We start from the raw sequence: 18865 nt of genomic DNA on the forward strand, positions 1-18865 counted from the left end.
TGATATGAGAGCACCGCAGATATGAGAAGTACATCGCAATCTTCGCGGGATAATGTACTTTATAGTCCTGGTGTGCTATTCTAAAAAAACTATGCAAAAGAATTTTTTCTGCAGCCAGGGGAAACAATAAGTATGCATCGGAACGCGAAGCACCCTAAAATCGACCGCCGCGCCGAACTACTCAAAGTCTCACGAGAGATCATGGCCGAGAAAGGTTATGAAGCCACCACCGTTTCTGAAATTGTCGCCAAAGCGGGGGTAGCCCAGGGAACGTTTTACTGGTATTTCCCTTCTAAGGCATCTATTGTCAAAACCCTCACCATAGAGATGCAAAATGAGGTCCAGACGGCTCTTTTGCGTGTGTTTACGGAGCATCGTCCTATTGAGCAGAAGATTGAGAGGAGCATCGAAGAAATATTTGGCATTTTGAGTATGTATCGTGATGTACTTGCCCTGGCCCACCTCGTCGAATCGGCCTCAGAAAATGAACTCGTCTTCGAGCCGTATCACCGCTTGATCTCCGAACTGCTTCGCTATGAACAGATGCAAGGGACAGTCAATAGTTCAATCAATCCCGATATCACCGCGACACTCATTGTAGGGGCGGTCTACTATGCCACGCTTCAGTGCTACCTCTACAATTCACCAATATCGATTGAACGCTATATTGAAGAAACCGCGCAATTTGTCTGCCGAGCACTTGGAATAGATTGAGGCGTCGCGTACAGGTGTGATCACGGCAAAGTTAAAATTCGCGCATTGGCGCGACCCGCCCCTTATTGATCAAAATCTTGACCCCTTACCAGTTTTGCTATTTTTTTCTCATGTGCTTGACAAATGTAGTGCTATCTTTTATTTTTGTATATAAGACCATTGATTGATAGTCAGTCAGTTTTTTTCTCAGTGTAGAGAAAAGGAGGCACTCGCGATGGCCAATCAAGACGACCCAACCATCGCTGCAGTTCAGGCTAATGACACCAATGCCGGGGGAGAAATGTCCGGCACAAAGATCTCCACAGAACCAAAACACTGGTCTTGGAAACGTCTGTCAGCAGCACAACTGCGGTCGGCCTTACTCTTACGTCTTCTGCCACTTTCGCGCCCAGGGAAGAAGAAGGCGAAGCAGGAGGACAATTGGCGAGAATGGTCACGCTTCCGCCTCTGGCGCAGAACGCGTCCATTCTCGGGATCAATTCTCATCATACTCGCGGGGCTTCTAGTGCTCTGGGGTCCGATTGAACTGCTTCCGTTCGCGCTCTTACCAGGTAGTAATATTTGGGCCGGGTTGCTGGTGGGTGGCCTGCTCTTAGTCATGGGATTAATCCAGTTACTGGTCCCTTCCAACGCACTTGTTACCGGATCAAGCGCCGTCGTACTTTCTCTCGTCTCACTCCCTGTCGCCGCTGGGGTTTGGGCATAGGCATGTTACTGGGTATCATAGGTGGCGCTATGGGTGTTGCCTGGCAGCCTGTTTCCCGGTCTCGGAACCGTTCGCCTCAAAGCGTCACAAATTACAACCTCCCACGCAAGATCCCAGGATGGATGAAAAAAACCTTTCCTCGCTCACACTAACCATATTAATCTCTAAACTCAGCTTGTAGGATGTTCATTGTAGTGCGGCAAGCCAGTTCTAGAAGGCATGGATGCCTTCCCCTGGCCAAGTGATCTGTGAACCAGACAAAAGAGCCAGTTCTAGAAGGCATGGATGCCTTCCCCTGGCCAAATTGCCTGGTTCATAGACAAACAAGACGACCGTTTGCTATTTTGTGGAAAGCGGGTGTGCAACCTTATGGAACAGGAATCTTTCGCTGACGAAACCCCGACCAACCCGGATCTTCACGATGAAGAGCAGGAGCAACCTGAGCAGGAGCCAGCCATTGGCAGGGTCAACCGTACAGCATTTTGGGTTGTAATGCTGGTCGCATTGACCTTCCTTAGCGGCATGACCGTTCTTCTCGAAAGGGGCTACATTGCCATGGCGGCGGCGGTGCCAATCCCTGTGACGGTCAAGGCCTCAAGCATCAAGACCACGAGATTCCGCCTCTACCCGGGGATTTCCCAGGCCGATGGTAAAACTGCTGTTGCGGTCAACCAGCTCGATGGGACGCTCTCGGACCTGGTGATCTCCAAGACGGTTTCCTTGCCAGTTGTCGGCAATATGACGATTACCCTGAAGGCGGGTCAGAATAATACGCCAGTCACCACAACTGGTCTGACGACCGACCTGGCGGGCCTGTCCTCTGAGTCGGCGACGTTTGGGGGCCAGGCGGTAAGCAGCAATGCCAATGGCAATGCCTTCGAAATTGATGCGCAAACCGTTACATTGAACAATATCAACATTAGCGCGCCGTACATGATAGCCAATAGTATGACCCTGCCAGGGTTGACACTCACGGTGAGTTAAAGCGGCTGCCAGCGTGATGCCTGTACGTGGCGTATTCGTGCGTGTGCTGATAACCCAATCCTTTTACACACATAAGGGATACCCCGTACTCCACCAGGGGGCCGTACAGGCTCCCTGGCCCCTCATATTTACAATCCGTCAAATACTACTTTTTACTTATTTACTCTATTTTTTCAGCGGTGCTGTTTCCACTTTGCGGAGGAGCAACACTGCTCCCACCATAAAGGAGCGTAAGAACAGCAATCGAACATGTGCGCGACTCTGCTTCAAGGTGTGCTTGTTGTACACCTTTGGAGGCATTGACAGAGAGATGATAGCATGGTACGCTACACGCATCAGATAAGAAAAAATGTTCTAAGCCATGATATCTAACGTTTCTAGCGAAAGAGGCGAAATCCATCTCTCAGTGGAGTGTTGAAAGGGAAGGGGTCTTCATGCTCCTGTGCAAAAAGATCAAACTTGACCTCAGCGAGCAAGACGCGATCACCCTTGAGTTCATGCAAGGGAAATGCAGAGGCCTCTACAATTGGTGGGTGATGAGACTGCGAGATGGGGAGAAGTGGCACTTCAACGCCTGCAAGAAAACCCTGGCCGAGAGCCGTGTCTATGATCCTGAACTCAATCAGGTGTACGGCAAGCTGCTTGCGGAAGTGTATTATCGCCTGGATGGGGCCATGCGAGCCTTCTTTCGTCGCGTCGCCAATGGCGAAACCCCAGGCTTTCCCCGCGTGCGACCTCGCCATGGCTTCTTTACCCTCTGTTATCCTGCGACGTATCTCACGCGTGAGGGAAACACGCTCATTCTGCCTACAGGGGGCAAGGGCAAGAACAAACGGTATCCAGCTATCTGTGCTAAGCTCACAGAGCTGCCTCCTGAAGGCTTTCGAGAAGTGGCGATCAGTCGCGATGGCAGGGGCAATTATTACGCCTCCTTCAGCTATCGACAGCCCGAGGAAGCGACACGCGATGGTGGCACTGTGGCCTTTGATCTGGGTATCAAGACGCTGGCAACTGGGGTCACGCAAGAGGGCCGGATCTATCACATCGGTGGGTTCAAAGGCTCGCGTTGGTACAACAGACAACTAGATAAGCTACGTTCGAAACGCAGCAAGTGCAAGAAGAAATCCCGTCGCTATCTTCATCTGAGCAAGGTGTACAAGCGCGTTTCACAGAGGAAGCGCAACAAACAGCGCGATAGCCTGCACAAGGCGTCGCATCTCATCGCACGACGATTGGTTGAGAGAACTGTCATCGTGGGCGATCTTTCCCAACGGCAGATGGTCATGAAAGAGCATCAGGAGCGCAACAAGGCGCTCAATCGAGCAGTCTATAACGACTGGGGCTTGTACGCCTTTGTCCAGATACTCAAATATAAATGCCAGTTGTATGGGAAAGAGCTTCAGTTTCTAGATGAGCGCAACACGTCCAAGCAGTGTAGTGGCTGTGGCAAACTGCAAGCCATGCCACTGTGGAAAAGAACGTATCAGTGCGCGGAATGTGGACTCGTCATGGATCGAGATGTGAACAGTGCTCACAACATCTTGACGAGGTTCTTTGCCCGGCGAGGGCCATACACTCAGGCTCGTCCTGAGTGCAATGTGCTGCATGCGACCCAAAGCGGCGTAGAAGTCATGGGGGCTTCCTGTGAGGGCCAAGTGCAGCAATTGAATCTATTTGAGTGCGTATAAGCACTTTTGAGTAGATTTAGAAAGGCAGAGTGGACGACGTGTACTCTTTGCGACGTAACGTCATAAGGTTATGTATTCCCATTCTCTCCCTCGGTCTGATCGTGGGAACCATACTCCTACTTATGCATCCTGTTGAGGCCTATGCGCATCCTTCACAATCGCAAGACACCCTGAGTGCCTTCTCATCATCTAGCATCAAAGTAAATTATTCTTCAAATGGGACATTCGCGGCTTCGGGCGACTATACCTTAGAGGCGACCGAAATCATTGGCACGAACGCGCACATGAATTCACTACCTGACCCACTTCACCCCACGCTCACCTTTAGCGCGTCCACGATGACCGGGTTTAGCTTGAGCCATCCATTTTATGGTGTGAACCTGGTGCTCTCGTCGAATGGTTCGGTATCGGCGACTGGCGTGGCAATTAAAACGGGCCTTTTCCAGGATGTCAATACCGGGCTCAAAAGTTTCGCGAATAAAGCCGATTTACTTATCCTGGCGGCTGGCGGCACCGTCCCAAGATTGGTGATGAAGAACGTGACATTAAAGGTGGATCGCTCCATTTATGCCAATACCTTTACCGTCACCAGTTTCCACATGGTGGTATCCGCGACAGCTCCCGCGCCACTGAAGGCGTCGCCACCCACGGATACGCCCTCACCCACGGTTACACCGTCACCTACGAAAACACCACCAACGAAGGGAACGCCATTCCCTACGGGGACGCCATCGCTGCCCTTGCCTCTGCCGACGCTGACGCCTCCCTCCGTACCGACACCCACACCCACGCCTAAAAAATGTCCGTGTCTGCTTCTTTGCTTGATATGTTGAGCCAACCTGAACACGCCTCTTGATTTTGTCTTCGGGGAGGGGAGTGTGTGAGACTGCCAGAGGCAGTCTCACACACTCCCCTCCCCGAAGAAGGCGCCAAAAGTGAACCTGAAGAGTCGGGAGGTACGCCATGGGAGGGGAGCCATAAACATGGAACAGAAACCTTTCGCTGACGAAAGCCTGAATAATGAGGAGCAGGAGGCAGTCATTGGCACGGTCAAGCCATCCATATTCTGGACTGTAATGCTGGTCGCATTGGCCCTCCTTGGAGGTATGATCGTTCTTATCTCCAAGGGCGCGCTTGCTATAACAGTGGCAGTGCCCATCCCTGTGACTCTCAAGGCGGCAAGCATCAAGACCACGAACTTGCGCCTCTATCCGGGAATTACCCCAGTCGATACTAGTTCCCCCGCGGTCAACCAGCTCGATGGGACGCTTTCGGATTTGGTGATCTCCAAGGCGATTGCCTTGCCGATTATTGGCAATGTCACGGTGACCTTGAACGCGGGACAGAATACGCCAGTCACCACAACTGGTCTAACGACCGACCTGTCAGTTCTCTCCTCTGACGTGGCGACGTTCGAGGGCCAGGCAATATTCAACAATGCCAACGACAATGCCTTCGGATCCGATACCCAAACCATGACGTTAAACAATGTCACTATTAGCGCGCCATATGTAATTGCCAATAGTATGACTCTGCCCGGGTTGACGCTCTCTATTACTTTCCAGCGAGGTGGGCGACAACTGGCGCAAACACCTCTGCACTATCTTCAAACACGGAGATATACGAGATCCCATACATCTCTCGCCTTTCTTGGAGCGTTTCACTTATTTGATCGAGCGTATCGATGAGACAATGGGGTATCGCGGGCACGTGATCCTCTGTGGTTTGAAATCTTCCCGCAAGCTGCTGAAATGCTTGGGAACGGTCCTCTGTCACAACAATGGCGAAGAGAATGATATTGAGTTCTACTCACAGGAGAGAAGCGATTTGCATACGCAACATGTGATCACGAGAGGCTTTGAAGTCCCCCTCTTGCTGAAGAAGAGAACTTCAAATAAAGCTAGAGAGGCCGTTGTCCGCAGGCAATGAAGGTGTTGGAATAGCTCTTGTAACTATCGTATTCGTCTAGCGATGCTGCCAGGGCCTGATCATACTGTGCTGGCGACACACCAAGTTGAGACAGCACTTGCTGGCGCATCGCTTTATTGATGGCCTGGACGCCTGTTGCCGCCATAGTACCAATGCGCCCTCCCCAACTGCCAACGGGATTGGGAATCTGTTGATACACAATATTGGTCAGGCCTATACCTTCAAGAAGATTCTGGGTACGACGGGCCATCGAAGGATCAATGCCTTGCTGGCGGCTCGCCTCCGTGATCCAGGTCGCAAGTTGCCTACTGGCTGGCCCCATCTGCTCAGAGGATACGTAACAGCCATTTCCTGACACCAGCGCCCCGTTCCACACCCAACATCTAACATGCTGGTTGGAGGCTGCAACGGAGCCAGAGCATTGCCTTTGAGCGTGGCACGCAAAATATAATGCTGGAAATCCAATCGATTGATTTCTTCATCGTTTCGGGGTAAGAGATAGGGAGCATTTTCCTGCTCCCCGAATGATTGTAATCCTGATTGTCTCTGAGTCACTGAGGGTACCTTCCCCCTCCTGTCTGTTGGAACCTGTGATAACGTCTTCCGTGAAACTATCTTGAAGAAAGACATGTGAGCATCCTGCCTTCTCTGTATGTTTGCTTTCTTGAAGTACTGTAGCATGCTTAACCGCATCAACACATTAAAAACCTATAAAGATTTTCTCTCCAAACGGGTATGAGTGCTCTCCCAGAGGCCTTCGGCTGCCGAAGAATGCGCCTTCTTCAAGGAGATCAGAGACAGGAACAGTGCACTCACGTCCTTGACTTCGCCCACTATTGAGTGGTTTTCCTCTTCCTATTCACGGTCCTCGTCTTGGGCAACCCTCTGTCATACTAAAATCAATCGCCTGGCCTTACCAATCCTGTAAAGGAGCCCGGTTATCGAGCCAGTTCCATTCAGTATCTTGCATAAAACGGACCAGTCCGTGCTCATAGGAAATATTCCATTCACGAAAGTTAGTGATGCATTCCCACAAAGCCCGGGCATTGGCAACAGACCCCTGTGTCAAAAGCTTCTCACACAGCTCAAGGAAGTTTTCAGGCTTCTCGGGCGCGTTCTCTACAGCTTGCATCAGCCACTTGTGGTAGGGATAAAGGATGCGGTTATATGCCAGCACTAAACGCGAGGCATAAAAGACCATCTCGCTGGTTGCGTGGGCCATCAGGTAGGTTGACTGTTTTTGCTCGGCTTCACCAACAAACCAGTTAAGCATCTGGACCTGACTGTAGAAGGCCAGCATCTTTTCCTCACGCTCAGCCTCCTGGTAGACTGGTATTTGTTTCAGCAAATCATCCAACTCAGGGAGATGCGAGAAAACTGCGAAAACATTGGTGAAAGCCGCCCGCGCTGGCTCGCTGCCCTTCTGTGCAACATCTCTCAAAAACTGCAGGTGAAAAAATTTCCCGTCGACGTATCCACCAGGATAATCGCACATCTCTGTGTTGTAATACCAGCGCTGACCACTAGCTACACAACGAGCATATTCCTCATCGGTAGCAATAAACATAACATCTACATCCGAGTTCTCTCCGCCCCAACCCTTGACCAGTGAGCCGCCGACCAGCAAGGCCAGGTAGCGGGGATCATCTTGAAATGTCTCTTTGAGGCGCTCGATAACGCGTAAATGGTGTGGTTGCAGGTACAATTCAGAGTTCCTTTCTCATCTATCCTCTTTGATGCAGTTGCCGGGTAGGACTCCTCTCACTTGTAGAGGGTTGGCCGGAAACCTTGAAATGTGAGTCGACCATCTGGCAAACGGCAAGAATGAAATCACAAGCAGAGAGCCAGATGGATGTCACCAACGTATTTTGCCCCAAGCAGCATGCTCCGGCGCGGAGCACCACCAGGGATGAAAGAGGATATACTGGAGAGAGATCGCGGCCAGAGTGAGAACGGACTCCGAATTATGAACATGAGCGTGAGCCCCAAGCTGTCTCCAGGTACCCGTTTGCACCGCCAGTTGTCGCTCTTTTTTAGAAGCACGTAGAGGAATCTAACCTTCCAGACCGGGTACCTCTTGGTCGCTGATCATTCATCGTTGATCACAGCGTATCACAAGGAGGATGAATGATGGAAGTCCTGTATCGGAGCTGTTGCGGGATTGATGTCCACAAACAATTTCTGGTGGTATGTTTGCTCGTCCTCGATGAGAAAGGACAGCAGCACAAAGAGCTGCACCGCTTTTCGACGATGACTGCTGACTTACTCACCTGTATTGACTGGCTCAAAGCAGCGCGGTGTCAAGCCATCGCGATGGAGTCAACCGGGGTGTACATGCCTCCCCCAATGTTACCAAAGGTGTGCTAGACTGGGAGTATACGAGAGAGATCCTGCAGAGCGACCTTCGCGCTCGTGCTGGAGACCAGCGTCACGCCCCGCCTCACAGCCCAAGTTTGTCCCACGAAGGCCCCATTCCTCAGGGTCCGGGAGCTGCTCATGTCCCAACAACTTCTTCGACCCAACCGATCCCTGGAGGTGCTGACCATGTATGAGCCACACCGCCTCCACCAGCAGTTTCTCCAGGCTGCCTATGCCTTGGTGGTGCCAGTGTCCTGCAGACGCCTCACCACGGTCCATCAGCGAGTTTGCGCTCCTGAGAACAGGGACCGACGTCTGGTGCGTGCGAAGAAAGGAGCATGTGATGAATGAACGACAGGTGGCCTTGTATGCTCGAGTGTCATCCGAGCAACAAGCCGAAGCCAAAACCATTGCGAGCCAACTGGACGAGATCCGCGATCGGATTGCTGCTGATGGTATTGATCTCGCCACAGTCCTCGAGTTTGTCGATGAGGGGTACAGTGGCTCGACGCTGGTGCGGCCAGCGTTAGAGCGGCTCCGTGATGTGGCAGCAGCTGGAGGTATGGATCGGGTCTATGTCCATTGTCCTGATCGCCTCGCCCGCAACTATGCCTATCAAGTCTTACTGGTTGAGGAACTCACGCATCAGGGGGTGGAGGTCATCTTTCTCAACCGGCCTCTGGGGCAGACACCAGAGGATCAGTTATTGTTGCAGGTCCAAGGAGTGATTGCTGAATACGAGCGAGCGAAATTTCTCGAGCGCAGTCGACGAGGAAAACGCCATGCGGCCCAGGAGGGTCGTGTCGGGATTCTTTGTCATGCTCCCTACGGATATCGGTATGTGAGTAAACAGGGGGGTGGCGGAGAAGCACGCTATGAAATCGTGTGGGATGAAGCCCGTGTCGTGCAACAGGTGTATACTTGGGTGGGCCAGGATCGCTGCTCGATCAACGAGGTCTGCCGTCGCCTGCATCAAGCCGGGATCCGCACACGCACGGGCAAAGACTATTGGGACCACAAGACCGTCTGGGATATGCTGAAAAATCCAGCCTACAAAGGGGAAGCGGCCTGGGGCAAAACCCGCTGGGTGCCCAATGGTCCACGCCTGCGCGTCCCGCGCAACAAACCAGCCCAACCACGACGACCGTTCTGGGGGAAAGATGCCCCCAAAGAGGAATGGATCATCATTCCCGTTCCGGCCCTGATTGATCCGGCGATTTTCGATGCGGTGCAAGAACAGCTTGAAGAGAATCGGCGACGCGCGCGTATTCCGCAGAAAGGTAGTCGTTACCTGTTGCAGGGGGTGCTGGTCTGTGCCCAGTGTGGGTATGCTTATCATGGCTGTACCAACGATGAGCGCAACGCCTATTACCGCTGTAGCGGCTCGATGCATCACACTCGCTTTGGAGGGAAACGGCACTGCTGGAACAGAGAACTGCGCATGGATGAGACCGATATGGTAGTGTGGCAAGAGGTCTGCCATCTCCTGGAAGAGCCAGAGCGCCTCGCGCAGGAATATCGCCGACGTTTACAAGCCCCCCAGAAGCCGCACGAACCAGAAGGGTTAGATGCGCAAATGGGCAAACTCCGCCGAGGGATTGCCCGATTAATTGATAGCTACGCGGAGGGGTTTATTGACAAGCAAGAATTTGAATCGCGAGTGACACGTATGCGTGAACGACTTCATCATCTAGAGGAACAATTGCAGCGTCTCAAAGAAGAAGCCGCAGGAGAAGACGAACTGCGGGCGATTCTCGAACGCCTGGAAACCTTTGCTGCTAGGGTCAACGAGGGGCTCAGTGATGCCGATTTCCAGACCCGCCGGGAGATTATCCGTGCCTTAGTCAAACGGGTCGAGATTGATGAGCAGCAGATCCGGGTGGTCTTTCGCATCAGTCCGCTGGCTTCTGCTCCCCCTTTTGATGGGGCCTCCCTCAATTTGCACCATTGGGGGAGGCGTGTATTGGAAATCCCCTTTCAATCTCATGGAAGGACACTTTGAGCAGGTCATGATTGTCAATGCTGAACATCTCAAGCGGGTCCCAGGTCGCAAAACCGATAAAAAGGATGCGGAGTGGATCGCCGAACTCTTGCAGTTTGGGCTTCTCAAACCCAGCTTTATTCCCTCACCCCAACAACGAGAGCTTCGTGATCTGACCCGTGTGCGCACGACTCTGATCGCCGAGCGAACCCGACTTGTGAATCGGCTCCACAAAACGCTGGAAGATACCAATCTGAAGCTCTCGTCTGTGTTGACTGATATCATGGGGAAAACAGGACAGAAGATTCTCTCGGCTCTCCTTCGTGGAGAAGAAGATGCAGACGTGTTGGCAGACCTGGCGCTGGGACGTGCTATGAGCAAACGTGAGGCTCTGGTGCAAGCGCTACGAGGACGCCTGAATGACCATCATCGTCTCCTCTTGCAGGAACTGCTCTCCCTGATCGAGCAACATGATCAGGGAATTTGCCGCCTGGACAGGGAGATTGAGGAGCGATTGCGCCCTCACGAGGCACTGATTCAGCGGCTCGACACTATTCCTGGGTGTAGCCGTCGAATCATCGAAGTTCTCTTGGCAGAAATAGGCTCGGATGTGTCGCCTTTCCCGGATGCCGCTCACCTCGCCTCTTGGGTGGGAATTTGTCCTGGCAATAACGAGAGTGGAGGCAAACGCAAAAGTGGACGCATTCGCAAAGGCAATCGCTGGGTCAAAGCGATGCTGGTTCAGGCTGCCAATGCTGCCGCTCGAACCAAGCACAGTTACCTTTCGGCGCAATATCATCAGATTGCTGCTCGTCGTGGCAACAAACGTGCTGTCGTGGCGGTGGCACATAGCACTCTGGTGATCTACTATCACATGCTCACAACTGGTGAGCCCTATCAGGAAAAAGGAGCAGGCTACTTTTCGGAATTGGATCGCAAGCATGCTGAGCGACGGGCAACCAGGCAGCTTGAACGATTGGGATATCAAGTGACTCTGACCCCCGCTCAGATCGCTTGACCTTGCCCAATCGCGGATGAGGTTATCTCGGGTCACTTGACCCACGGGGGGTGTTTTTGTCTCTTTCTCCAGCTCTTTCAGAGGAATTCGGCGTGTTCCGCAAGGGGAAAAATAGGGACGGGCAACATCGTCATTCATGGTCGCAAACGACAACGCTACCGTTGTAGGAGCTGTCGCAAGACCTTTAGCCAGCGACGAGGAACCATAGAGGAAGGGCTGCGCAAGCCAACAGAATTGATCGTCATTGTGGTGACACTTTGGTGAAGCAATCCAATCATCGACCGCTGTTTCGCCTTCGTCAGGGGCAATTGTGCTCAATCACCGGTTAGTGTAGCTCTATCCAGGGAATGAAATAGTGGTTTCACATAGAAATGGGCAAAAGCGGCCTCAGGCCAGGAGCGAATCGTGTTTTTCCTGCCAAGTATACTACCTATCTATAATGAAAACAAGGGAACTTGAATAGTGATAGGGAGATGAAAATATGATCGAGTTTGGTATTACCCTCAGGCCCTATCCACCACCAGAGCGTATTGTTGAGCTGATGCTTATGGCCGAGGCCCAAAACTTCTCCTATGGCTGGTTGTTTGATTCACATGTACTCTGGATGGACCCCTATCCTCTACTCACATTGATGGCCGTGAATACTACTTCCTTGCGGCTAGGGACCTGCGTGACCAATCCCGGCACTCGTGATCCCAGCATCACGGCTAGCACCTTCGCGACCTTACAGGCGATTTCAGGCGGTCGGATGATTATGGGCATTGGTCGCGGAGATAGCGCCTTGCGTGTTATGGGAAAGCAACCTGTATCGCTGACTGTCATGGAGAACGCTATTCAAGAGATACGAACCCTTGTTTCGGGAGAGGCTACACATCTGAATGAGCAGGCTATCCAGCTAAAATGGGCGCGTAGCCACCTGCCTATTTTTGTCGCTGCCTATGGACCCAAAGCTTTACGCCTGGCGGGACACGTGGGCGATGGCGTTGTCCTGCAATATGCCGATCCCCATCTGATTAAATGGAGTCTGAATTTTGTGCGCGAGGGTTGTGAGGAGGCGGGACGTGATTGGTCACAATTCCATATTATGTGTGCCACGGCAGGCTATGTTTCGAATGACCTTGAGTATGCGCGTTCGCAGGTACGTTGGTTCCCCGCGCTTGTGTCCAATCACGTTATCGAGTTGCTCTCTCGCTATCCCGCCACTGACTTGCCAGCGGAATTGACCAGCTATGTACGTCAGCGTTCGGGCTACGATTACCAGGAGCATTGCCAGGTAGGGGCATCCCATGCCGAGTTTGTCACCGACGAGGTTGTTGATCGCTTTTGTGTGATTGGTACAGCGGAGCAGTGTCGCCAGCGTATCCGCGAACTGGCCGCCATTGGCGTCAACGAATTCAACCTCTACCTGATGGCCGAAGATCAAGAGCGCCTGCTGGAAATCTATGGTCGAGAAATTATTCCAGAGTTTTGCAATGTCCAGGTGAGGCCTCGCACCTAAAAAAGTCTCTGTTGGGAAAGCAATAGATGGATGAGTTATGGCCTCACACCAGCCTTTCACCCTCCCGTTTATGGCGCACTTTGTACGAAGCACGGCTCCCCCACCGCTCGACCCTCAGTCGCTTTCTCGCCGCGCTGAATCAAATGGTGCGCATCTCTTCTCATTTCCTCGTGGAGTTATGAAGGCTCCTTCTTGGGACGTCTGCGATGTGATTGCAAGACTCCTCGACTCTCTCCTTCTGGCACATAACTTACCAGCTTGGCCTCTTCGGGGTGTTTCTCAAAAAAAATCCGCCCACACTTCTCGCATTCATAGATGAAGCGTGTAAAGAGGTCGATCTCCTTGGCGAGCAGGTCATCAATGATGTTCTGGAGAGCTAACTCTTGCGGATAGCCTTCTCCGAAATAACTGCCAAGAAATTCCTTCTGTTTGCCAGCTTCTCTCGCCATGAGAAACGCTTCCAGGACTTTGGCAAAACTACTGAAGTCGGCATCTCCATCTTCATCTGGAATCAATCGAGCTTTGTAGGGCAAGGAATTTCTCTGGTCACGGACAACGTGTCCGCAGGTACAGCGAAACTTCATGCTTCCTCTCTTTCCACAAGATTGAGAAATATGTTTTCTCTATCACTACTTTAACATATCTTTTCCACCGTTTGAGCAGATCACAGAACAGGACTTTGACCGAGAGTTCGCAATCAATGTGAAAGGGACCTACTTTGCTTGCCAATTTGCCACCGGGTACATGCAAGCAGGAGGGCGTATCATTTAATTTCTCCTCCTCTGTCCTGGGGCAAATGATGCCCACCTACAGCCTTTACGCTGGCACCAAAGGGGGCAGTCGAGCAAATCACTCGGCACCTGGCCAAGGAGCTTGCCCCAAAGGGCATTACCATTAATGCCGTCGCTCCAGGACCGGTCAACACGGAGTTGTTTACCGCCGATAAATCAGAAGCCCAGATAGAGGCGATCAGTTGAAGTCAACGAGGGAAGGTGAAACTCGGGATCACGGCCCCGACACTACTGTTAATTGCGCAAGAATCTGTTGCTCTCGCGCAAGAATCTGAACGAAGACCCCGCTCTATCTCTGTTAGAGTAAGAGCAGAAGCCCTGCTTCAAATATCGCCGGAAACAGGTGTGAGGAGAACACGCTGCTTTCCATGGACAATCATCGCTTGGGAACCTATACTTACACGCCGCACCCTTTGTCACCGACCAAGTCCTTTCGGTGGATGGAGGAGCATATATCGGCAAATTATTGCTCGCACTGGTTGGGTGAGCAATATGTTGGAGTGAGGAGAACTCGAAAACTCAATCTTTTTGACCACTGTGAGAAAGGAATACATCTTCGTTCTCAGGGATGGGGGTACGTGAAAGGGAAAGCTACCGCACGATGTCGAAGACCAAACAGACCAAGCGTGTCACGCCTGCGTCGCGTGACACGCTCCGTACCATGCCTGACACGCTTCCAGGCGCCTTCTTTGTTCTCGATCATGCCGATACCATTGTGTATGCCAATGCGAGTGCACAAGCCATGCTCGGCACACCACCCAAGGCATTGTGTGAGAACAACTTCTGGCACTGCGCTCCCCACCTGGTGAGCCCCATGCTCCACCAGGCGGTGCGCCAAACGAAACAGACGCGAGCCTTGACCGAGGTACAGTATGTGTCTCCCATCACCCAGAACTGGCTGCACGTGCATCTCGCGCCGATGGTTGGGGGGCTTACGTTGCAGTTCCACGAGGCGAGCGCGCCAGCCCGACCTCAGGAGGTGTTTCCCCAGGGCGAGCACCTCTGCGCGTACCTCGCCATGACCGGGATCGACATTACCGCGCGCAAGCGCGCCGAAGCAGCCATTCATACCCTGATTGATGCCATCCCCCAGTTGGTCTGGACCGGGCGACCAGACGGATATATCAACTATTGCAATCAACGCTGGCGCGACTATACGGGCATGAGCGCCGAACAGGCCCAGGGGAATGGATGGATGCAGTGTATCCATCCTGAGGACCGGCAACGCGTGCTGGCAGTGTGGCAGCGTGCCGTCCAGACCGGCCAGCTGTGTGAGGCGGAACAGCGCCTGCGCCAGGGCACGACTGGAGCATATCGCTGGTTCCTGATGCAAGCAACGCCGTACAAAGATGGGCAAGGCACAATCCTCACCTATATTGGCACCTGTACCGACATCCAGGAACAGAAACGGGTGGAGCAGAAGCGCATCGCAGATGCCTTGCACCAGAGTCAGGAGCTCATCCACGCCCTCATCGACTCCAATATTATCGGGATTACTTCTAGCGCAGTGGAAGGAGAAGTGCTGGTGGAAGCCAATGAGGCGTTTCTTCGCATGACCGGCTATAGCCGAGAGGAGGTGCGCAGCAGAACGCTGACCAGGGCGAGGATCACTGCCCCAGAAGATGCGCCGCTCTTAGCGCGCGCGATCCAGGAGGTCATCACGCACGGGCAACACACGCCCTTTGAAGCCGAACTGGTGTGTAAAGATGGCAGTCGCCTGTCAGTGTTGTTGGGAGGCGTCCTCCTCCAGGAGCAGCCGCGCCAGATGGTTGCTTTTGTGCTGGATAATTCGGCGCGTAAGGAACTGGAGCAACGCAAGGATGATTTTATCAGTATGGCCAGCCATGAACTCAAGACCCCGCTCACGGCCTTGAAAATGCAGGCCTCCTTGCTGCATCGGCAACTCGCCAGGCAAGGCATCCTGCAGGCGGCTCCCGCCCTTTCTAGCATGGAAGCCCAGCTCAACAAAGTTATCCGGCTGGTGGGGGAATTGCTGGACGTCTCCAAGATCCAGGCTGGGAGGCTGGAGTACGCCCAGGAGCCAGTGGATCCCGACGCGTTGCTGCGGGAGATCGCAGAAACGATGCAGCACACGAGTCCCAGCCGTACTCTGGTGGTGCGGGGCGCAGCGCAGACCTGCTTGATCGGGGATCGAGACCGGCTCGGACAGGTCTTCACCAACCTGATCAGCAATGCTTTCAAGTATTCTCCTGACACCGAAACAGTTGAGATAGATCTCGCCACCTCCGAAGATGTGGTCATGGTCCGCGTCCGTGATTATGGTCTGGGAATCCCACAAGAGCAGCGCGACAAGATTTTTGACCGCTTCTATCGGGTGGCTGATCCGAAGCGGAAGGCGATCCCCGGCCTGGGCATAGGGCTCTACATTGTGGCGGAGATCGTCAAGCATCATGGGGGAACTATTACGGTGGACAGCGCCGTCGGGAAAGGATCAACCTTTACAGTGACCCTTCCTCGAACACGGGATGCCTGTGCAGTTGACGCGCGTGGCGAGCGTGTCAACTGAGACAATGATGAGTCAGTTTGTTGAGAAAGAGAGGGAAAACGTGTAGCCACAGCCTCTGCTCTTCCGCATCGCCACAGAACATGCGTTCTTACAAATGGGCATCGCAGTGCATAAGAAGGGATAGCAGGGTGGATGTTGAGTCCCTCCATCCATCCTGCTATGCTGGCACTACACGTGCGACAGATAGAGCCTGGCTCTCTGTCTGCACATCACGAAAAGACAACACGTGTCCTGTGTTGACTGGAGCATGCTTCCCATCTTCTATAGCAGGCATGAGCCAGTATACAGCAGTGTTCACAATGATTGAGCCATATGCATCTGCTTCAAGGTTCGAGACTGCTGCATCACAGGTCGAGCATAATCTCTCCCTCAGGTTGGGAGCAGCAAATCAATAGGGTTCCTTCGGCAGGCCGTTCGAGTGGCTCTGGCTGGTAGCTGGCGCTGCCCGCAATCAGCCCGCTTTCACAGCTATGACAGACTCCTGTCCGGCATGACCACCTCACTGGCACATCGCAGGCCTCGGCGAGTTCGAGCAGGCTCTGGAACGCGGGAACCCAATGAACACTGAGGCCACTGCGAGCGAACGAGACCAGCGGCCCCATGCCGGACGATCCGGCCGGTGGGTGTGGTGGAAGACTCGGTCTGGTGTAAACCACTCCGGGTGTGCTGGAAGGAGTCGGGCCGAAAATCTCTGTGTATACATGATCCGTGGTAATGCCCCAGGCAACGAGACCGGTGGTTAGATCTTGCAGGAACGCGGCAGGCCCACACAGATAGAAGTCCGCCTCGCGCGGCACGCCAAGCGCTTTAAGCACTGTGACACTGAGATGTCCAGGAGCGTCGAAGTCCAGACCAGGCCGATCCTCTTGCCCTGGCCGGCTGTAGAGGATGTAGCTGTGGCTGTGGGGCAGCGTCGTGAGGCTGCGGCGGGCTTCCTGTGCAAAGGGGTGTTCGTCGTGGTTCCGTGCTCCGAACAGCCACCAGACGTCCCGGGGTGATGCCTCGGCGGCGAGGGTATGCAGCATAGCCATCATGGGAGTCGCCCCCACGCCAGCACTGAGCAGAACAACGGGACTCTTGCTCTGGCGGAGCGTGAAGGCGCCCCGTGGGGCACTCACCTCTAAAACGTCGCCAACATGCACCTGGGTATGCACGTAGGTGCTGGCTGCGCCGTTCGCCTCTTGCTTGACACTCACCCGGTAGTGGTCGACACTTGGCGCGTCAGAGAGCGAGTAGTTGCGTAAGAGAGGGGGACTGTCAGGCCTGGGTCGCAGACGCAGCACCACGAACTGGCCGGGCAAGGCAGCGGCGAGAGGATGCTCGTCTGCTGATTCAAAGACGAGTGAGACGATGCTCCTGCTCTCTCGTTCCATGCGGGATACGCGCATGGGGCGAAACCCTGGCCATGCCGGGGGCGGGCCGCTCACCTGGGTGAGTCCAGGGTTTCCGCTAGCCGTCTTCTCGCTCAGCGCCTGCTCGAGCAGAGCCTGGAAGGACGTCCGCCACCCTGGACTCAAAGCGGGGAGACGCAACGCACGCTCCAGTTGCTCACGGGAATGACGACCCAGGTAGAGCATCGCGTCGATCTCCTCCACGGTCATGTGCTCCGGGCCATCAGCGACCTTCACGATCTTGTTTCCGGCTTCTACCTCGCCTTCTTGCAGCACACGCAGGTAAAAGCCCGGTTTCTTGTGTGAAACCAGCAGCGCAGGCATCTGGGGGTTGTTCATACGGATGCCGACCCGGTAGCAGGTAACGCGCGGTTGCGTGACCTCAAAGAGCGCGCCGCCGATCTGGTACTGGTCGCCGATGCACACCTCTTCGTCGGACAGACCCTCGACGGTAAAATTCTCCCCGAACTGTCCGAACACGAAGTCATTGCGGTTGAGCTGGCGCTCCCAGTAATGATAGGACTCTATCTGGTAGACGAAGACCGCCCGCTGTTCTCCTCCGTGTCCGGCCAGGTCTCCTTGCCCATCACCATCGATGTTGAGCCGCCGCACCATCCGCCGGCCCTGAACAGGCTTCTTCCAGACGGCGGTGCGCACCATCTCACCACGCCAGGCGATGTCGCGGGGCAGACCAACGTTCACCGAGAGCAGTCGTGGCATAAAATCTCACCTTCCTTTATCCCGTCTAAACTCCAACAGTCTTGTTCAGACCATCTACCCTACCTACGAAGTCCACCTACCCTACCTACCGATCATTTCTATCAACAACGTCACATGCACTTCTCAGCGATGGCTCAACCTTTGTGAACACCGCTGTAGGAACCGTATGTTCCTGTACATTGAGATTCACGTTTTCTTCGTACACACTGGCTCATCTGCCTGCACTAACAGGGGGGTGAGCCAGTTTTTTCATGTCTTTTTTTGAAGACACAAGAAGGAGCATTCCCTATACTTCGAGAAGATACATGCTATTGCTTTCTGCTGAAAGAAATAGAGGCCTTCACCAGCCTCTACAAAACAGAGACCCGGGGCTGGTTCGTGGAGTTTACCAACGCCCCATCTAACGTGACAGATCAGGAGCATGGCTACCAACACGTTTTTCCTGGCTAGGTCCTTGCCCGCATCGAAGGCTTTGACGCGAATAAAGAGCTCTTCCAGCCCTTTGGCCCCTGCCTTCACACCCCATCGCATCCAACCCAGGCAGGCCCTCGCAACCACAC

16 protein-coding genes and 1 pseudogene are annotated in these 18865 nt (G+C 53.6%); 12 read left to right on the top strand and 5 right to left on the bottom strand.

All coding sequences use genetic code 11. From position 1 onward, the window contains the following. The first annotated feature begins 132 nt into the window (after nucleotides 1-132). The 6 genes from JMJ04_RS33225 to JMJ04_RS33250 all read left to right on the top strand — a co-directional run bounded on the left by JMJ04_RS33225 (nucleotide 133) and on the right by JMJ04_RS33250 (nucleotide 5780). Nucleotides 133-714, top strand: coding sequence for a TetR/AcrR family transcriptional regulator (locus JMJ04_RS33225; protein WP_201374689.1), 582 nt, complete (start codon nucleotides 133-135; stop codon nucleotides 712-714). 214 nt (nucleotides 715-928) lie between these two features. Further along, the gene (locus JMJ04_RS33230; RefSeq protein WP_201374690.1) at nucleotides 929-1420 is read left to right on the top strand and encodes a DUF6114 domain-containing protein; all 492 of its coding nucleotides are present in this window, start codon (nucleotides 929-931) and stop codon (nucleotides 1418-1420) included. A 369-nt stretch (nucleotides 1421-1789) separates the two neighbouring features. Then, the gene (locus tag JMJ04_RS33235) at nucleotides 1790-2404 is read left to right on the top strand and encodes a DUF6230 family protein (protein WP_201374691.1); all 615 of its coding nucleotides are present in this window, start codon (nucleotides 1790-1792) and stop codon (nucleotides 2402-2404) included. A gap of 434 nt (nucleotides 2405-2838) precedes the next feature. Next, nucleotides 2839-4092, top strand: coding sequence for an RNA-guided endonuclease InsQ/TnpB family protein (locus tag JMJ04_RS33240; protein WP_201374692.1), 1254 nt, complete (start codon nucleotides 2839-2841; stop codon nucleotides 4090-4092). Between the two features lie 122 nt (nucleotides 4093-4214). Beyond that, nucleotides 4215-4925, top strand: coding sequence for a hypothetical protein (locus JMJ04_RS33245; protein ID WP_201374693.1), 711 nt, complete (start codon nucleotides 4215-4217; stop codon nucleotides 4923-4925). 150 nt (nucleotides 4926-5075) lie between these two features. Then, the gene (locus JMJ04_RS33250; RefSeq protein ID WP_236038731.1) at nucleotides 5076-5780 is read left to right on the top strand and encodes a DUF6230 family protein; all 705 of its coding nucleotides are present in this window, start codon (nucleotides 5076-5078) and stop codon (nucleotides 5778-5780) included. Between the two features lie 212 nt (nucleotides 5781-5992). On the opposite strand, the gene JMJ04_RS47330 is transcribed toward JMJ04_RS33250, so the two are convergent. Then, nucleotides 5993-6379 carry a hypothetical protein gene (locus JMJ04_RS47330; RefSeq protein WP_236038733.1) on the bottom strand — a complete coding sequence of 129 codons (387 nt, stop codon included), beginning with the start codon at nucleotides 6377-6379 and terminating at the stop codon, nucleotides 5993-5995. 555 nt (nucleotides 6380-6934) lie between these two features. Next, nucleotides 6935-7726, bottom strand: coding sequence for a nucleotidyltransferase domain-containing protein (locus tag JMJ04_RS33260; RefSeq protein WP_201374694.1), 792 nt, complete (start codon nucleotides 7724-7726; stop codon nucleotides 6935-6937). Between the two features lie 422 nt (nucleotides 7727-8148). On the opposite strand from JMJ04_RS33260, the gene JMJ04_RS33265 reads away from it, so the two are divergent. Beyond that, nucleotides 8149-8388 (top strand): IS110 family transposase, encoded by a 240-nt coding sequence (locus JMJ04_RS33265; protein WP_201374695.1) that lies wholly within the window; start codon nucleotides 8149-8151, stop codon nucleotides 8386-8388. Here JMJ04_RS33265 and JMJ04_RS47335 read toward each other — a convergent pair. Next, complete coding sequence (locus JMJ04_RS47335; RefSeq protein ID WP_201376555.1) at nucleotides 8371-8658, bottom strand: hypothetical protein; 288 nt, start codon at nucleotides 8656-8658, stop codon at nucleotides 8371-8373. The genes JMJ04_RS33265 and JMJ04_RS47335 overlap by 18 nt on opposite strands. 64 nt (nucleotides 8659-8722) lie before the next feature. On the opposite strand from JMJ04_RS47335, the gene JMJ04_RS33275 reads away from it, so the two are divergent. The 3 genes from JMJ04_RS33275 to JMJ04_RS33285 all read left to right on the top strand — a co-directional run bounded on the left by JMJ04_RS33275 (nucleotide 8723) and on the right by JMJ04_RS33285 (nucleotide 12876). Beyond that, entirely contained in the window at nucleotides 8723-10381 is a 1659-nt protein-coding gene (locus JMJ04_RS33275; protein ID WP_201374697.1) for a recombinase family protein, read from the top strand. Next, on the top strand, nucleotides 10338-11378 hold the full coding sequence (locus tag JMJ04_RS33280) for an IS110 family RNA-guided transposase (protein WP_201374698.1): 1041 nt from the start codon (nucleotides 10338-10340) through the stop codon (nucleotides 11376-11378). The genes JMJ04_RS33275 and JMJ04_RS33280 overlap by 44 nt, the downstream gene beginning before the upstream one ends. Nucleotides 11379-11859: 481 nt before the next feature. Beyond that, nucleotides 11860-12876, top strand: a complete 1017-nt coding sequence (locus JMJ04_RS33285) for a TIGR03842 family LLM class F420-dependent oxidoreductase (RefSeq protein ID WP_201374699.1) — start codon at nucleotides 11860-11862, stop codon at nucleotides 12874-12876. Between the two features lie 176 nt (nucleotides 12877-13052). Here JMJ04_RS33285 and JMJ04_RS33290 read toward each other — a convergent pair whose 3' ends face one another. Next, on the bottom strand, nucleotides 13053-13460 hold the full coding sequence (locus JMJ04_RS33290; RefSeq protein WP_201374700.1) for a hypothetical protein: 408 nt from the start codon (nucleotides 13458-13460) through the stop codon (nucleotides 13053-13055). A gap of 67 nt (nucleotides 13461-13527) precedes the next feature. Between JMJ04_RS33290 and JMJ04_RS49100 the strand changes: the two are divergent. Further along, nucleotides 13528-13847 (top strand): annotated as a pseudogene (locus tag JMJ04_RS49100) (SDR family oxidoreductase); the annotation flags it as partial. A gap of 421 nt (nucleotides 13848-14268) precedes the next feature. Further along, nucleotides 14269-16194, top strand: a complete 1926-nt coding sequence (locus JMJ04_RS33300) for a PAS domain-containing sensor histidine kinase (RefSeq protein WP_201374701.1) — start codon at nucleotides 14269-14271, stop codon at nucleotides 16192-16194. 344 nt (nucleotides 16195-16538) lie between these two features. Here JMJ04_RS33300 and JMJ04_RS33305 read toward each other — a convergent pair whose 3' ends face one another. Next, nucleotides 16539-18305, bottom strand: a complete 1767-nt coding sequence (locus JMJ04_RS33305) for an MOSC and FAD-binding oxidoreductase domain-containing protein (RefSeq protein WP_201374702.1) — start codon at nucleotides 18303-18305, stop codon at nucleotides 16539-16541. Between the last annotated feature and the right edge of the window lie 560 nt (nucleotides 18306-18865).

It is taken from the genome of Ktedonobacter robiniae (assembly GCF_016587375.1).
GTDB lineage: Bacteria > Chloroflexota > Ktedonobacteria > Ktedonobacterales > Ktedonobacteraceae > Ktedonobacter > Ktedonobacter robiniae.

Coding starts and splice junctions, on each gene's coding strand:
- JMJ04_RS33250 (WP_236038731.1), top strand. CDS start 5,076: ATGGAACAGAAACCTTTCGCTGACGAAAGCCTGAATAATGAGGAGCAG.
- JMJ04_RS33285 (WP_201374699.1), top strand. CDS start 11,860: ATGATCGAGTTTGGTATTACCCTCAGGCCCTATCCACCACCAGAGCGT.
- JMJ04_RS33235 (WP_201374691.1), top strand. CDS start 1,790: ATGGAACAGGAATCTTTCGCTGACGAAACCCCGACCAACCCGGATCTT.
- JMJ04_RS33245 (WP_201374693.1), top strand. CDS start 4,215: ATGCATCCTGTTGAGGCCTATGCGCATCCTTCACAATCGCAAGACACC.
- JMJ04_RS33305 (WP_201374702.1), bottom strand. CDS start 18,305: ATGCCACGACTGCTCTCGGTGAACGTTGGTCTGCCCCGCGACATCGCC.
- JMJ04_RS33225 (WP_201374689.1), top strand. CDS start 133: ATGCATCGGAACGCGAAGCACCCTAAAATCGACCGCCGCGCCGAACTA.
- JMJ04_RS33275 (WP_201374697.1), top strand. CDS start 8,723: ATGAATGAACGACAGGTGGCCTTGTATGCTCGAGTGTCATCCGAGCAA.
- JMJ04_RS33265 (WP_201374695.1), top strand. CDS start 8,149: ATGATGGAAGTCCTGTATCGGAGCTGTTGCGGGATTGATGTCCACAAA.
- JMJ04_RS33230 (WP_201374690.1), top strand. CDS start 929: ATGGCCAATCAAGACGACCCAACCATCGCTGCAGTTCAGGCTAATGAC.
- JMJ04_RS33240 (WP_201374692.1), top strand. CDS start 2,839: ATGCTCCTGTGCAAAAAGATCAAACTTGACCTCAGCGAGCAAGACGCG.
- JMJ04_RS47335 (WP_201376555.1), bottom strand. CDS start 8,658: ATGGACCGTGGTGAGGCGTCTGCAGGACACTGGCACCACCAAGGCATA.
- JMJ04_RS33290 (WP_201374700.1), bottom strand. CDS start 13,460: ATGAAGTTTCGCTGTACCTGCGGACACGTTGTCCGTGACCAGAGAAAT.
- JMJ04_RS33300 (WP_201374701.1), top strand. CDS start 14,269: ATGTCGAAGACCAAACAGACCAAGCGTGTCACGCCTGCGTCGCGTGAC.